The sequence below is a fragment of the Streptomyces rectiviolaceus genome, from assembly GCF_039533825.1.
Lineage (GTDB): Bacteria > Actinomycetota > Actinomycetes > Streptomycetales > Streptomycetaceae > Streptomyces > Streptomyces rectiviolaceus.
The window spans coordinates 38,335-52,302 of the sequence record NZ_BAAAUG010000013.1 but is presented as its reverse complement, the minus strand read 5'-3'; the positions used below and the strand labels follow the sequence as shown (position 1 = coordinate 52,302).

Sequence of the window (13,968 nt, the reverse complement as noted above, 5' to 3'; positions counted from 1 at the left end):
TGCGACGGCCAGGTTCGAGCATGCGCTTCCGGGTACGGCCGTTTCGGTGGTCGCTTCGTCCACCATGCCTCGGGGCGATAGCTCGCGTTGGCTGGGCAGCATGGCTGAACTGCGTACCGATCGCCTCGTCCTGCGCCGATGGCGTGACTCCGACCTCGAACCGTGGGCGGCGATGAATGCCGATCCCGAGGTTCGAGAGCACTTGGGCGACCTGCTTACCCGCGAACAGAGCGATGCCTCCGTGGCGCAGTTCCAGGCCGAGTTCGACCGGCGAGGCTACGGGTGGTGGGCGGTTGAAGTGCAGGCCACGGGCGAGTTCATCGGCTTCGCAGGCTTGGACGAAGTGGACGACTTCATGCCGTTCACAGGCGTGGAGATCGGCTGGCGGCTCGCCCGCTCCGCCTGGGGCCAGGGCTACGCTACCGAGGCTGCGCTGACAGTCCTGGCTCACGGCTTCGACACTCTTGAGCTTCCTGAGATCCTCGCTGTCACAACAGCCACCAACCTTCGTTCGCAGGCGGTGATGCGCCGGATCGGCATGACCCGGGACCCGGCCGACGACTTCGACGACCCCACCGAGCCCGAAGGGCCACTGCGTCCGAACGTGCTGTACCGCATCGCCCGTTAGCACGAGGATCTGACGTTCCCCGCTGGGGCGTTTGACCAGGCTGCGAAGCCAGCACCAAGATCATCACTCCCGCCTCGCCAGGGCGAACGGTGCCTGATGCGGAGCTAAGCGATCTTGGAGATGTGTAGTGCGGCTTGGGTGGCGCTCCGGTAGGAGGGGCGCCGTGGCGATGAAGCCGTTAGGTGGTGACCCTTCGTCAGGGTAGTCGCCGGGCGGTACTCATACGGGAGTCCTCAAGGCGGCACGGGCATGAGCCAGGAAGGCCGTCGCCGCTGGGCTCTCGGTACCCGCCGACCGCCACGCCAGGGCGAGCCGACCGCGTATGACGGGATCGGTGAACAGTACATGCAGCTCTTCCGGGTGGTCACGGGCGATCGGCGCGGGCAGGATGGCCACGCCCATGCCGTGCGCCGCGAGCCGCGCCAGCACGCCGGGGTCGCTCGCTTCGAAGGCGATGCGCGGCCGGAACCCGGCGGCGACGCAGGCGGCGTCGATGTCTCCCCGGGTGCCAGTGGAGTGGGTGAAGGTGATCAGCGCGCGGTCGGCCAGCTCCGAGAGCGCGAGCCGGTCCCGCCCGGCCACTGCGAGCGGGTCGTCCCGGCTCACGGCGGCCACCAGCGGTTCGTCGGCGATGGCTTGGAGCTCGACGCCGGGCGGGGAGGTATACGCCGGGGCGAGCACGGCCGCGTCAAGCCGGCTTGCGGTCAGGGCCTCGGCCAGCTCGTCCGAGCTGGACTCCCGGAGGCTGATCTCCACGGCCGGGTGGCGGCGGTGGAAGGAGGCGAGGAGCCCGGGCAGATCGAGCGTGGACGCCAAGGTGACCGTGCCGACTGCGACATGGCCGCGCAGCAGCCCGGCGTACTCGTCCACCGCGAGCCGGGCGCCCGCCACGGAGGAGAGGGCGGACCGCGCGTACTCCAGCACGGTGGCACCCACCTCGGTGGGGCGGACCGTCCGGCCCGAGCGGTCAAGGAGCCGCTGGCCCAGCTCGCGCTCCAACTGGCGTATCTGGGAACTCACACCGGGCTGGGTGACATGCAGGCGGGCCGCAGCCCTGGTGAAGCTGGCCTCCTCGACCACCGCCACCAGGTACTCGAGCTGACGCAACTCCATAACTGGCAATACTACTTGGACGAAGAAGAACTACTTGGACTTCTGAACTCCCGCTGATCGACAGTGAATCCATGGGAACCAACACCAACGAACTCAGCAGTGCGGAAGAGACCGGCGTACTGATCGCCGGAGCCGGGATCGGTGGGCTGACCGCCGCCCTCGCCCTGCACGCGGAAGGCATCAGGGTGACCGTCATCGAGCGGGTCCGGCAGATCACCCCCCTCGGAGTGGGCATCAGCCTCCAGCCGCACGCGGTGCGCGAATTGACCGGACTCGGCCTCGAGGACGTGCTCGCCGCGACCGGTGTCGCCACCGCCGAACAGGTCTACGCCGACGGACACGGCGAGCGCCGGTTCGCCGAGGAGGCCGGCATGGCGGCCGGCTACCAATGGCCGCAATACGCGATCCACCGCGGCGAGCTGCAACTCCTGCTGCTCGACGCGGTACGGGAGCAGCTCGGCCCGGACGCGGTCCGCACGGGAACGCGCCTTGAGTCCTTCGCCGACGAGCTGGACGCGGTACGGGTCAGGGCAACCGACCGGGCGACCGGGCTGCCCGCGACAATCGAGGCCCGGGCACTGGTCGGCGCGGACGGGGCCCGGTCGGCGGTGCGGGCGGCGCTGCACCCGGATCAGGGCCCGATGCGCTGGTCGGGGGTGCGGATGTGGCGCGGCGTCACGGAGTCGGCTCCGTTTCTGACGGGCCGGTCCGCGATCATCGCGAACGACGAGCACAACGTCCAACTGGTCGTGTACCCGGTCTCGGCGCGGCGCCCGCTGGTCAACTGGGTGTGTCTGGCGCCCGAGGCGGCGCCGGGGCCGCTGGTCGAGAACGTGGGGTGGAACCGCGAGGGCAGCGCCGACGACGTACTGCGTCACCTCGCGGGCTGGGACTTCGCCCCGCTCGGCGTGGACATCCACGAGCTGGTCACCAGCACCCCGGCCATCTTCGAATACCCCATGGTGGACCGGGATCCGCTGCCGGGTTGGGGCCGGGGGCGTGTGACGCTGCTCGGCGACGCCGCGCACCCCGTGTATCCGACGGGCGCCAACGGTGCCTCCCAGGCGGTCGTGGACGCCCGGGTGCTCGCGAAGGAACTGGCGGCCGGGGGCGATACGGCCGCTGCGCTCGCCCGGTACGAGGCTGCGCGGATCGGGCCTACGGGGGACGTGCTGCGCGCGAACCGGGAGATGGACCGGAGTATGCGCAAAAGGGAGGGCAGGGATCCGGTCGCGGCGATCACGGACAAGTACCGGCAGACGACGGGCGGGGACGTGGCGACGGTCAACGCAGGGGCGTGACGCCAGCACTCCTCGCCCCTCCTCCTTCACGTTGACACCCCAACCCAGTCGGCCCAGATCAGCGCGCTGAAGACGACTATCTTCACTGTCAAAGGACAAGTGCTGTCCGGTCTCAGGTCGGGCTGCCGCTGTACTGGTCGGGCCGTCACGCCCTGGCGCTAGCGACTCCTGAACCGTCCATGTAGTCGCGGACTCGCGTGGTCAGTCCGTTGCGGACATGGAGTATCAAGCGATCTCGAGGCGGGAAAATGTTGGTGAGAAGCGAGAGCGGCTGTGTCAGCAGGCCGCGCTATGCCGACTCCGCCAAGCCCGCTAACGCAGCTGCGCGTTCCGATGCTGGTCGCCCGCCTGCTCCAAGGCGGCCTCGTAGGCGTGCAGAGCGGTGATGACTGTGGCGCGTTCCGCGGGGTCGAGACCGCGCATGACGCATTCCCAGGCAGAGGCGCTGCCAGAAAGCCATTCGCCGATCGGCGCGGCGTAGGCGGGGGCGATGGCGATGATGCGGCGGCGGCGGTCGGCGGGATCGGCACTGCGCTGCAGGACGCCCGGCCGTGACAGCTCGCTGACCATGAGGCTGACAGTCGTCGGGGCCACCTCCAGCCGAGCGGCTAGCTCGTTAATGCTGGAGGGGCCGTCGTACTCCAGGTGGGCCAGCAGTGCGAGGTGTCGCGGTGCCAGGTCCAGACCCTGGAGCGCCGGAGGTATGGGCAGGCGCTTGGCGCGGCCCACGAGCCGTGGCATGAGCAACAGCAGGGTGCGGACGGCGTCATTGACGGCTGGACCGTCCGATTCCGTGGACATCAGGGACCTCTTCCAGATACCTTTAAAAACAAAGGCTTTGGATTCAAAGGGAACGAGGTCCACTATGCCGCATCTGACCGTCCACCTTCCAGAAAACAGGCTGACCGGGAACGAACCCATGCTCGTCGCCGCACTGACCGACGCTATCGTCGACGTCTATGGCGAATGGGCCCGCGACCTCGTAAGCGTCCGCCTGACCGGAGTCCCGGCGGGCCGTTTCGCGCAGGGTGGCAAGGCCGTGGACACAACTGCCTCGGTGATCTTGGGCGTCCGCGCTGGCGTCTTCGACCGCCCCGACGCCGCCCAGATCACCGCGCGCCTCGGCACCGCGCTCACCGACGCGATCACGCGCGTCGTCGGCGATGACCTCCGCGCCGGCACCATGGTCGAACTCGTGGCGTCACCGCCAGAACGTACCTTCGTCGGCGGCGCCCTCACCGTGTGACCCCCCATCTGGGCCACCTCACGACCCGGCTGTACTCAGGCTCAGCAGCGGTAGTAGGGGTGGAACGGGCTCCACCGTGTTTCCGCGTCGGCTTCATCGGGCTGGCGCGGTGGCGGGATCGTTTCGCAAGGGAAGAACGCGTCGTAGATCCTCGGGCTTCTGTGGAAGGCGACGAACTTGTGGATGGAGAAATGCTGCTCAACCCATTGAGTCAGGGGGTCCTTGCGGTCCTTGGGGACGTAGCCGAGAAGGATGTTGCGGACGGTGATCTGCTCGACGAGCCAGGTGATGTGGCCGGTGGCGAGAGCGCGACGTTCCTACTCCCGGCCAGCGAGACGTCCGGCGAGCGTCACGACTTGAGCGTGGAAGACCATCGTGAGCGTCAGGTCGGGAGAGGGGCGTTTCCCGGTGCCATCGGTGAGGACGCGGCGCTGCGCCCGTCCCAGCCCCAGGTCACCTACCGCGTCCAGGACGCAGGAGGCGGCGGTCTCCTCGGTCTGTGCAAGAAGCTCGGCCGCGCGCTCGGGCCCGCCGCCGGCCGCCTCGGCGACCCGGGCCGCCACCGCCGCCATCTCGGCCGGCCCCTTCAGCCACAGCTCCCCGCTATCCAGCTGGCGCCGGTCGATCGGGCGCAGCAGTCGCGCCGCATCCAGCACATCGGCCACCCGGTGCTGTCCCGGGTCCGCGTACCGCACGGCGTTGGAGAGGACGACTGGAATACCGAGCCGGTCTCCCAGCTGTACCGTCCGCCCGGCCAGCCGCAATGAACCCGCGCCCGTACCGGTGCGGCCCAAGTAGACGGCCTCCAGGCGCAGCCCTGCCTTCGCAGTTCTGTGCCACGGCGCGAGCAGTTCTTCCGCCATATCCGCCCGCCCGGACATCAGCGCCTGAACGGGTTCAGAGGTCGGGCCCAGCAGCACCACCAGGCCGTCGCCCAGATGCTCCTCAAGCACTTGCCACGCCACCACCGGCACCCCATCGATCGGTGCCGCGTGCGCGGCAGACACGATCCGGCACAGGTGCGCCCACCCCGCCGCGGACTGCGCCAGCAGCGTCACCCGCCACCGTGGCTCGGCGACATGCGCGCCGCCCCGGGCTGGCGTACGGCGCCGCCCAGCTCCTGGCGCGGGCTCGTCTGAGGGCGCGACCGCGACGTCCACGCCGAAGAGGGGGCGGATCCCAGCGGCCACGCAGGCCTTGGCGAAGCGGACCGTTCCGGCGACGGTGTCACGGTCGGTCAGGGCCAGCGTGGTCAGGCCGCGCTCGGCTGCCCGCTGCACCAGAAGGCGGGGGAGGGCGGCGCCGTAGCGGGCCGAGTAGCCGGAGGCGACGTGAAGGTGGGAGAACCCCGAGGCGTCCACCAGGCCACCTCCGATCACACGTGAGAGATTCAAGCCAGATGGCTAGATCTGTCACCAATGTATCGAACATAATTCGAACAAGGCTAGTCAGTCGCCCCATGTGTCGCTGGTGACACGCAGCTGTGACTGAGCAGTGCAGTTGGCCCTTGAGCGTTGTAATCGGCCCAGCTGAGCGTGACGGTTGCCCTGCTCCGTTCGCGGGTCGGGCTGAGCTGGGGCTTTGGCAGACTCAAACCGCTGTCCCCACTCCACGGCGCGGCCGATGAGTTTGTGGTTCGCGGCCGGTCCAAGCTCGTGACACCTCAGGAAGGGAACCGCCATGTCGGAGCTTCTCGTCGACTTCATCACCTCCCTCGACGGCCATGCATCGGGAGAGGGATGGCCCGGCTTCTGGGGCCTCGAGGGCCCGGAGTACCTCGCGTGGCTCGGCGAGCAGCCCGAGGCCACCTACCTGATGGGAGCAAACACCTACCGCCTGATGTCGGGCTTCGCCGCCGGCGAGGTCCCGAATGGCCAAGACGAGTTCAGGCCCGAAGAAGAGGCGTCCGTCGACGAGCTCACGCGAGCGTCCAAGATGGTGTTCTCCTCCTCACTCGAAGAGCCACTGAAGTGGGCCAACTCCACGCTCGTCCGTGACGATGCCGTCGAGGCGGTCCGGGCCATGAAGTCGAGTGGTTCGGGGCTCCTCAGCACGATCGGCAGCCTTAGCCTGTGCCGGTCCCTGCTACGAGCCGGACTCGTCGACCGCTTCCGGGTCGTGATGTTCCCGGTGATCACCGGGGCCACGGGTGAGGAACGCATCTATGACGGCTATCCGGACGTTGCCCTCGAGATGATCGAGCACCGCACCTTCGACGGCCGCATCCAGCTGGTCGAGTACGAGCCCCGCGTGCTCGAGCATCCCCCGCTCGACGTCCCTGCGTGACCTCGCCTCGTCCGCCGACCGCCCGCCGGCGCCGGCGGGCGCGAAACAAGACCTAATAGGGGACGGACGGTCAACGCCAAGACGTCCGGTCCCCTGACCTGAGCCTTCGCAGATCAGCCAGGCCGTAGTCCCCGCAAAGATCCAACTTCCGCAACTCTGCCGAGCTCTGCCTCTGCCGCTGCGTGGAGAGGTTGTGCTCATGGCGTGGAGTCGAAGCTCGTGTGCTGGACCTGGCGCCGGACCAGTGCGGTCGCACGCTGGGGATGCCGGCCCGCCTCGGCTTGCCGCGTGGGCCTGCCTATGCTGCCGCCATGGGTCTGGATCTCACGCTGTTCATGGCGGACTGGCAACAGTTGAGCGCCATCCCTGTCGAGCACCGGATCAAAGCACTGGACGACACGACCTGGCCACCGGAGCTCGACGACGAGTACCAGTGCAGGTACGGGCTAACCGGCGGGTGGCTGTGGCCCCCGGATCCGGGGTCGGCGTGGTGTGCCGAGTACGACTTCTCCACCACCACCGGCGCCTACAGCCCGCATGCCCGCGTAGGCGACGCATGGGCCGACATACGGCTACTCGTCGACGCGTCCGTGCGCGAGGCGATGGACACCTTTCTCGACGGCCTGATCTGGGATGCGGATCCGGCCGATGATCCTGCGCTGACCGGCAGCGAGGGGTTCTTCCCGCCTGCCACCGACCGCGGGCGCCCGCGCGTCCTCCTGGTGTGCCCGCCACAGGCGACACCCGGCAAGGCCTATGCCTGGGAGCGAGTGGAGCCGCGCCTGGAGGAGTTGCGCGGGCCGTTCGCCGCCGAGTGCGAGGGCTGGGCAGGCCGCCCGGACTCCTTCGAGGACTTCACCGCGCTTCTGCGTGAATGGGGCGACGTGGCAATGGAGACTGCTCGCCGTGGCTGGGGCCTGGTGGGTCTGCCCTAGCCGTCAGCAGCGAGGGGCACGTGGTCACTTTCGGCGCACACACCGAACTGAGCGCAAGCTTTGGCGAGCGGTGACGACTGGAATGCTCAGTCACACCTGCCGTGACGTGGCACCTCAGGCCAGTGCCGCCTCCCCACCGGCTACGCGAGGGGGAGGCGGTCGGGCAGACGTCAGCTATCGCGCGAGCTGCACCTTGATCGGCACGTTCGGGCAGCGGGTCGCGTTCTCGGCGAGGGCGGCCTCCTCGCTCGGGTCGATCGCGAGCTGCCAGCGTGTTTTCACCGCGACCCTGTGGGTGGCGTACGCGCACCGGCCACCCTCGGCCGGCGGCATCCAGGTGGAGGCGTCCTGGTCGGCCTTGGACATCGTCCTGGTCCCCGCGGCCGAGACCGAGCCTGGCCAGCGCGACCCCGCGTCCGGAGCGTACGTAGTGACCCGCGCATCCCTCCAAGGCGCCCTCGCCGATGCGCAAGCCCGCAATAGCCGGCTCGCCGGACGCGTCCAGCAGCTGAAAGGAGCCTCTCCAGCGAGCTGGGCGACAGGCTTCGCGAGAGGCCGGTTTCGGCGCGGCCGCCGATGTCGACGAGCATCAACGGACCGCCACGCGGCTTGAACAGCGCACCGTGGAGCTGACCGAAGCCCTGGGGGAGTCCCAGGCGGACGTGGACACGGCCCGGGAAGCCGACCGCGTTCTCACGAGGGCACTCAACCAGCGCGGGTGAACCGGCCGTGGTTCAGATGGGGGTGTTTTCGTCGGGGACGAAGGGGTCTCCGTGGCCGGGGACGATCAGGGCGGGCTTGAGGGCGAGGATCTTACGGCGGGAGGCGCGCAGGCCCTCGTGGTCGTCGGAGGTGGGATCTTCGGCGGGGCCGTGGACGCTCCACCAGGCGTGGGTGAGGACGACGGTGCCTTCGGCGGTTTCCGCGACGGTGGAGATGTCCTGGGGGGTGTGGCCGGGCGTTTCGATCAGGCGAATCGAGGGGGAGAGCTGGTAACCGTCGGCGGGCCGGTCGTACCAGAGGTGGTTGTGGTAGGCGGCCCAGACGTCGTGGGCGCGCGCGTGGGGGAAGAGGGCGGCGTTGAGGGTGTGGTCGGGGTGGTGGTGGCTGAAGACCACGTCGGTTACCTGCTCGGGGCTGATTCCGGCGGCGGCGAGCGGGTCGAGGATGAGTTTGCGGTCTGCTCGGCATCGGCTGGAACTTCGGCCTCGTCAGCGGCACCACCATCATCACCAACGCCGTCCCCCTGGCCACACGAGCCAAGACCCAAGGCGCGGTCGACGTCGCCATCGCCATCGCCGGAGCCACCGGCGGCGTGACCTCCGGGATCGTCGTCGCCGCAGCCAGCTACCCCCTCCTCGCCCTCACCGGAGCCGCCTTCGCCCTCGCTCTCCTCCCCGCCATCGTCGTCACCGCCCAGAAAAGCTCGCCCCACACTCCTCCCTCGGAACGCCGATAGAGCAGCACCGAACCCTGAGCCCGCCCAGACACTCCGCAGTAACTGAACCGCCAGGCACAGGACAGCTCCGTGCCATGGCGGCCGCGGCTCCTTGCAGGGCAGCAGCAGGCCGATGGAACGGTCCGCCTCGATCGCCCGGTGGGCCAGCGGGTTGCAGGCGCCGAGGACCAGGTAGTCCTCCATCTCGTGGCTCAGCTTCTCCTTCAAGGTGGCCTGCACGTCGATCTACGTGAGGATCCCGAAGCCCTGTGCGGCCAGTGCTTCGCGCACGGCAGTCACTGTCTGTGCGACCTCCTCATCCGGAATATACCCCCGGGGGTACTGATGTTACGGTAGAAATAGATACCCCCCGGGGTAATTTTCAGGCGAAAGGAGTATCCGCGTGTTCTTCGTTGACACCATCGAGCTGGTAAGTCTCGGCAACCGCAGCTACCTGGCCGGCGGTGAGAGCGCCGCAGTGGCGGTGGACCCGCCGCGCGACGTCGACCAGGTCCTGGCGGCGGCCGCCCGGCGCGGTGTGCGGATCTCCCATGTGGTGGAGACCCACATCCACAACGACTACGTCACCGGCGGACTCGAACTCGCCCGGATCACCGGAGCCCGGTACCTCGTGCCGTCCGGCGCGAACGTCACCTTCGCCCGGGTTCCCGTGGCCGACGGCGACAGCGTGGAGATCGACCCCGGCAGCGGGGTGACGCTGACGGCGATCGCGACGCCGGGCCACACCCCGCACCACACCTCCTACGCACTGCACGAGGCGGGGCGGCCGGTGGTCGTCTTCACCGGGGGCTCGCTGCTGATCGGCACGGTGGGCCGGCCGGACCTGGTTGAGCCGCGGCTGACCGAGCAGCTGGCCCGTGCCCAGCATGCCTCCGCCCACCGCCTGGCCTCTGATCTTCCCGACGAGACGGCGGTGCTGCCCACCCACGGCTTCGGCAGCTTCTGCTCCTCGGCCCAGTCCGCGGGGGAGGAGACCACCATCGGCAAGGAGAAGAGCGCGAACACCGCGCTGACCGTCGACGTGGACATCTTCGTCGCGGACCTGCTGGCCGGTCTGGAGGACGTGCCCGCCTACTACGCGCACATGGGCCCGGCCAACGCCGCTGGTCCCGCACCGCTCGACCTGACCCCGCCCGCCCTCGCGGACGCTGACGAGATCGCCGCCCGCCTCGCGGCCGGTGAGTGGGTCGTCGACCTGCGCAACCGTGTCGCATTCGCCGAAGGACACGTGGCCGGGTCGTTCAACTTCGAGGCCGACGGCAAGCTCGCCACCTACCTCGCCTGGATGATCCCCTGGGCCAAGTCGGTCACCCTGCTCGCCGAATCCGCCGTACAGCTCGCCGACGCCCAGCGCGAACTGGTGCGGGTGGGCATCGACCGCCCGGCTGCCGCCGCCACCGGCGCCCCCGGCGTCTGGCTGCCTGCCGGACAGGCCCCGACATCCTTCCCCCGCTCGACCTTCGCGGGACTCGCCGCGCACGGCGGCGGTGATGTGGTGGTCCTGGACGTGCGCCGTGACTCCGAGCGGGCGAACGGGTGGATCGAGGGCTCGGTGCACATCCCCATCCACGAGCTCCATGGCCGCCTCGCGGAGGTCCCGCCCGGGACGGTGTGGGTGCACTGCGCCGGCGGTATGCGGGCCGCGATCGCCGCGTCCCTGCTGGACGCCGCCGGCCGCGACGTCGTCGCCGTCGACGACGGCTTCGACGCCGCCACCGACGCCGGCCTGCCCCTGACCACCGGCTGACAGACATCCCGCCCACCGCACGAGAAGGAGAGGAGAGAACTCGATGTTCCTCTTCCGCCGAAGCCAGCCCCGCGTCAGCGTGGACCAGGCTCGCAGCCGCACCAGCGGCGACATGCCGGACGCCGTCCTGCTCGACGTCCGCGAGAAGCCCGAGTGGAACGCGGGCCACGCCCCCGGAGCCGCCCACGTACCCCTGTCGAGGCTCGTCGCCGGCGCCGACCTGCCGGCCGAAGCCTCCGGCCGGTCGCTGGTGGTGATCTGCCGCAGCGGACACCGCTCCCAGCAGGCCGCGAAACTCCTCACCCAGCGCGGAGCGCAGGCGGTCGACGTCAAGGGCGGCATGAACGCGTGGGCCGCCGCTGGACACCCGGTCCTCGATGAACGCGGGAACAACGGCCAGATAGCGTGACCGCACTCGTTCTCGCCCTCATCGCCGGGGCCGTCGTCGGCCTCGCCCTCGGAGCGCTGGGCGGCGGTGGCAGCGTCCTGGCCGTGCCGGCCCTGATCTACCTGCTCGGTTTCAGCCCGTCCGCGGCCACCACCGCCAGCCTGATCATCGTGGCCGCCACCTCCGCCACCGCCCTGTACGCCCACGCACGCGACGGCCACGTCTCCTGGAAAGTCGGATCACTGTTCGCCGCCGCCGGCATCATCCCCGCCTACCTCGCGGGGACAGCAGCCAGCCGTGTGCCGGACGCTGTGCTGACCGTCGCCTTCTCAGTGATCGCGGCACTGGCGGCCGTGCGGATGTTCCGCCCGTCCGTCTCCCGGCCGCCGGAGCGGATACGGCCCGGCAAGGCGGCCGGGGCGGGCGCCGGGCTCGGCGCGGTGACCGGCTTCCTCGGCGTCGGCGGAGGTTTCCTCGCCGTCCCGGCCCTGGTGAGCGTGCTCGGCCTGACCATGCGGCGGGCGGTGGGCACCAGCCTGCTCGTCATCACCATCAACTCACTCGCCGCGCTGGTCGCCCGCACCGGGACCAGCGGCGGCCTCGACTGGGCGCTGATCGGGCCGTTCACCGGAACGGCGATCCTCGGCGCCTGGGACGGCAAACGCCTCAGCGCCAAGGTCTCCGGCAACAGTCTGCAAAGCGTCTTCGCCGGGGTACTCCTGGCGGTGGCCGTGCTCATGCTGATCGACGTGATCGTATGAACACCACGGCCACCACGGCCACCACGTCCGTCAGGCCAGGGTCAGGCCAGGGACAGGAACAGCTTCTCCAGCCGGGCCCGCATCTCATCGCGGTCACCGGCGGCCTGGCCGCCCTCGGCCATGCAGTGTTGTAGCCCGGTCGCGATGATCGCGAACCCGGCCCGGTCCAGCGCACGGGAGACAGCCGCGACCTGCGTGATCACATCCTCGCAGTCCCGGCCCTCCTCGATCATCTTGATGATCCCCGCGATCTGGCCCTGAGCCCGCCGCAGCCGATTGAGGACCGACTTCAGCTCGTCAGCCGCCATCTCCAGCTCCACCATCCACCTCCATAAATACCCCTAGGGGTATCATACGGCTCACGGTGAGACGAGCGAATTTGGTCGTTAACGCGTCTTTCAGGGGCTTCACCACGTCAAGCCCCCGGCCCACCATCACCTAGCGGCGCGCCAGCAGCACTCCGCCGAGCGTGCGCGCGGCCGACGTGAGCGTGGGGTGGGCCTCGAGGGTGAAGCCGGCCTCGTCGAGCCAGGCAGCCACTTGACTCGGCCGGCGACGACGGACGTAGGACTCTGGCCAGCCCTCGCCGTTCTCCTGCGGCTTGGGCGCTGAGGCGTCGCCGACGTGAAAACCCAGCAGCAGCAGGCCGCCGGGCCGCAGCACCCGACGGAAGCCGGCAAGGACCGCGCCGATCGCGGCATCAGGGACGTGAATGATCGAGTACCAGGCGATCAGGGCGGCCAACGCACCGTCTGCAAGGCTGAGTTGATTCATCGACCCCACCTCGAATCGCAGACCGGGATGCTCATGCCGCGCCACCTCGATCATCCGGGGCGACAGATCGATACCGAAGGCGTCCACGCCGAGGTTCCTCAGGTGGGCGGTGATCCTCCCGGGCCCGCACCCCACGTCCGCGACGGGTCCGCCGCCGTGCGCCCGCACCCACTCGGCGAACAGCGCCATGACCTCCCGCTCGGCGGGCAGTTCGTCCAGGAGGTTTCGCACTTCGTCCGCGTAGCTGATGGCGTCGGCATCGTAGGACGCTCGGGTGTCCGCCAACCACCTCTCGGCCTCTGGGCCTTCCCGTCCGGTGCTCATACCCGCAGGTTAGCCCAGGAGCCGGTCGCCGCATTGAGGCATCGGAGCGGTACCAGTGATCAGCTGCGGTCTTCGGCGCCGCTGTCGGTGATCGCTCGGAACAGCTCGCGAGCCCGCTCGCAGAACTGCTCGACCTCCACGATGTCCGGCTCGTCACCGTCCGCCAGCATCCGCGCCTGGAGCTGCTCAGAGCGCAGCCCGCCGTAGCGGGCCCGCACCTCTGCGGTCACCGGCTGGACCGCGATGTGCAGGTGCTTGCGCGCGTCGCGGCCATGCGACCACATGCAGACATAGGTCTGCTCAGGCCGGCACAACGTCTCCACGACACGAGCGGTGTCACGCAGCAAGGAACCAAGTTCCGCCGCTGCCGCGTCGTCGAGCTCTGCGACGGCCACGACATGCTCCCGCGGGCCGACGATCGAGGTGCCGAGATTCATTGGCCCAACGACGTGGTTCACCACCCAGGCAGCGGTCTCGTGCAGGACACCCCCGGGCAATTCGCGGCGCCCGGCCAGAAGGTCACACCCAAGACACCCCGTCACATCCACGCGCACCAGCCTATACAGAGCCCGCAGGATGAGGCCGATGGCCAACTTGGCCGATGAGCCCGCCGATTGGCGTGCGCACGCGTTGAAGCCCCTCTGACCTCTCAAACTGGGTTTGCAAAGGCTCAGTGTGTGTTGAGGTGCGGGGTGGCGGCCCGGGGCGCGACGGCGGGCATGGGCGTCGTGAACCTGACCGACCTGCACCGCCGCCTGCTGAGAGATGCGCTCGCGATCGGCACTCCGTACCCTCTGGTGATCACCGGCGGCTACGCTGTTCAGGCCTACGGCCTGGTCGGACACCTGAGCCGGGATCTGGATGTCGCCAGGGAGAATCCCACCTCCATCGACGAGATCGTTTGCACGGTCAGTGACGGTCTGGCTGTGCGGGGCTGGGGCACGACGGCAGGAAGCCTCTGCAAGGCCTACGAATAGGCCATCCACACGTTATGAAACGCCCACCA

Annotated in this window: 15 protein-coding genes and 4 pseudogenes; 10 read left to right on the top strand and 9 right to left on the bottom strand. The window is 69.3% G+C overall.

The genetic code is table 11. From position 1 onward, the window contains the following. Nucleotides 1–100: 100 nt before the first annotated feature. Nucleotides 101–628, top strand: coding sequence for a GNAT family N-acetyltransferase (locus tag ABD378_RS02985; protein ID WP_344518714.1), 528 nt, complete (start codon nt 101–103; stop codon nt 626–628). A gap of 219 nt (nt 629–847) precedes the next feature. Here ABD378_RS02985 and ABD378_RS02980 read toward each other — a convergent pair whose 3' ends face one another. Continuing rightward, on the bottom strand, nt 848–1,741 hold the full coding sequence (locus ABD378_RS02980; RefSeq protein ID WP_344518713.1) for a LysR substrate-binding domain-containing protein: 894 nt from the start codon (nt 1,739–1,741) through the stop codon (nt 848–850). 71 nt (nt 1,742–1,812) lie between these two features. On the opposite strand from ABD378_RS02980, the gene ABD378_RS02975 reads away from it, so the two are divergent. After that, a complete protein-coding gene (locus ABD378_RS02975; RefSeq protein WP_344518712.1) occupies nt 1,813–3,042 on the top strand; it encodes an FAD-dependent monooxygenase in 1,230 nt (409 codons plus the stop codon). Nucleotides 3,043–3,354: 312 nt separating this feature from the next. Here the strand turns inward: ABD378_RS02975 and ABD378_RS02970 are convergent, their stop codons facing one another. Then, on the bottom strand, nt 3,355–3,843 hold the full coding sequence (locus tag ABD378_RS02970; protein WP_344518711.1) for a MarR family winged helix-turn-helix transcriptional regulator: 489 nt from the start codon (nt 3,841–3,843) through the stop codon (nt 3,355–3,357). Between the two features lie 64 nt (nt 3,844–3,907). Here ABD378_RS02970 and ABD378_RS02965 point away from each other — a divergent pair, with 64 nt between their 5' ends. Further along, on the top strand, nt 3,908–4,288 hold the full coding sequence (locus ABD378_RS02965) for a tautomerase family protein (RefSeq protein WP_344518710.1): 381 nt from the start codon (nt 3,908–3,910) through the stop codon (nt 4,286–4,288). 437 nt (nt 4,289–4,725) lie between these two features. Here ABD378_RS02965 and ABD378_RS02960 read toward each other — a convergent pair. Further along, nucleotides 4,726–5,649: pseudogene (locus ABD378_RS02960) on the bottom strand (PHP domain-containing protein); the annotation flags it as partial. Between the two features lie 319 nt (nt 5,650–5,968). Between ABD378_RS02960 and ABD378_RS02955 the strand changes: the two are divergent. After that, a complete protein-coding gene (locus ABD378_RS02955) occupies nt 5,969–6,574 on the top strand; it encodes a dihydrofolate reductase family protein (RefSeq protein ID WP_344518709.1) in 606 nt (201 codons plus the stop codon). Between the two features lie 311 nt (nt 6,575–6,885). Further along, nucleotides 6,886–7,509, top strand: a complete 624-nt coding sequence (locus ABD378_RS02950; protein ID WP_344518708.1) for a hypothetical protein — start codon at nt 6,886–6,888, stop codon at nt 7,507–7,509. Nucleotides 7,510–7,683: 174 nt separating this feature from the next. Here the strand turns inward: ABD378_RS02950 and ABD378_RS02945 are convergent, their stop codons facing one another. Together ABD378_RS02945 and ABD378_RS02940 are read right to left on the bottom strand one after the other, a co-directional pair. Further along, nucleotides 7,684–7,875, bottom strand: coding sequence for a hypothetical protein (locus ABD378_RS02945; RefSeq protein ID WP_344518707.1), 192 nt, complete (start codon nt 7,873–7,875; stop codon nt 7,684–7,686). 368 nt (nt 7,876–8,243) lie between these two features. Then, nucleotides 8,244–8,651 (bottom strand): MBL fold metallo-hydrolase, encoded by a 408-nt coding sequence (locus ABD378_RS02940; RefSeq protein WP_344518797.1) that lies wholly within the window; start codon nt 8,649–8,651, stop codon nt 8,244–8,246. A gap of 38 nt (nt 8,652–8,689) precedes the next feature. Between ABD378_RS02940 and ABD378_RS02935 the strand changes: the two are divergent. Continuing rightward, nucleotides 8,690–8,968, top strand: a pseudogene (locus ABD378_RS02935) (hypothetical protein); the annotation flags it as partial. 93 nt (nt 8,969–9,061) lie between these two features. On the opposite strand, the pseudogene ABD378_RS02930 reads toward ABD378_RS02935, so the two are convergent. Further along, nucleotides 9,062–9,274 (bottom strand): annotated as a pseudogene (locus ABD378_RS02930) (DUF302 domain-containing protein); the annotation flags it as partial. Nucleotides 9,275–9,350: 76 nt separating this feature from the next. Here ABD378_RS02930 and ABD378_RS02925 point away from each other — a divergent pair. From ABD378_RS02925 to ABD378_RS02915, 3 genes are read left to right on the top strand one after another with little or no spacing between them, the layout of a single operon-like run. Beyond that, nucleotides 9,351–10,715: an MBL fold metallo-hydrolase gene (locus ABD378_RS02925; protein ID WP_344518706.1), complete on the top strand. Its 1,365-nt coding sequence runs from the start codon at nt 9,351–9,353 to the stop codon at nt 10,713–10,715. 43 nt (nt 10,716–10,758) lie between these two features. Then, nucleotides 10,759–11,124: a rhodanese-like domain-containing protein gene (locus ABD378_RS02920; RefSeq protein ID WP_344518705.1), complete on the top strand. Its 366-nt coding sequence runs from the start codon at nt 10,759–10,761 to the stop codon at nt 11,122–11,124. Continuing rightward, the gene (locus tag ABD378_RS02915; protein ID WP_344518704.1) at nt 11,121–11,864 is read left to right on the top strand and encodes a sulfite exporter TauE/SafE family protein; all 744 of its coding nucleotides are present in this window, start codon (nt 11,121–11,123) and stop codon (nt 11,862–11,864) included. The genes ABD378_RS02920 and ABD378_RS02915 overlap by 4 nt, the downstream gene beginning before the upstream one ends. Nucleotides 11,865–11,905: 41 nt before the next feature. Here ABD378_RS02915 and ABD378_RS02910 read toward each other — a convergent pair whose 3' ends face one another. From ABD378_RS02910 to ABD378_RS02900, 3 genes are all read right to left on the bottom strand, one after another. Next, nucleotides 11,906–12,184 carry a metal-sensitive transcriptional regulator gene (locus ABD378_RS02910; RefSeq protein ID WP_344518796.1) on the bottom strand — a complete coding sequence of 93 codons (279 nt, stop codon included), beginning with the start codon at nt 12,182–12,184 and terminating at the stop codon, nt 11,906–11,908. Nucleotides 12,185–12,302: 118 nt separating this feature from the next. After that, entirely contained in the window at nt 12,303–12,962 is a 660-nt protein-coding gene (locus tag ABD378_RS02905) for a class I SAM-dependent methyltransferase (RefSeq protein ID WP_344518703.1), read from the bottom strand. A gap of 59 nt (nt 12,963–13,021) precedes the next feature. After that, nucleotides 13,022–13,510, bottom strand: coding sequence for an HIT family protein (locus ABD378_RS02900; RefSeq protein WP_344518702.1), 489 nt, complete (start codon nt 13,508–13,510; stop codon nt 13,022–13,024). 180 nt (nt 13,511–13,690) lie between these two features. Between ABD378_RS02900 and ABD378_RS02895 the strand changes: the two are divergent. Beyond that, a pseudogene (locus ABD378_RS02895) lies at nt 13,691–13,909 on the top strand (nucleotidyl transferase AbiEii/AbiGii toxin family protein); the annotation flags it as partial. Nucleotides 13,910–13,968 lie beyond the last annotated feature (59 nt).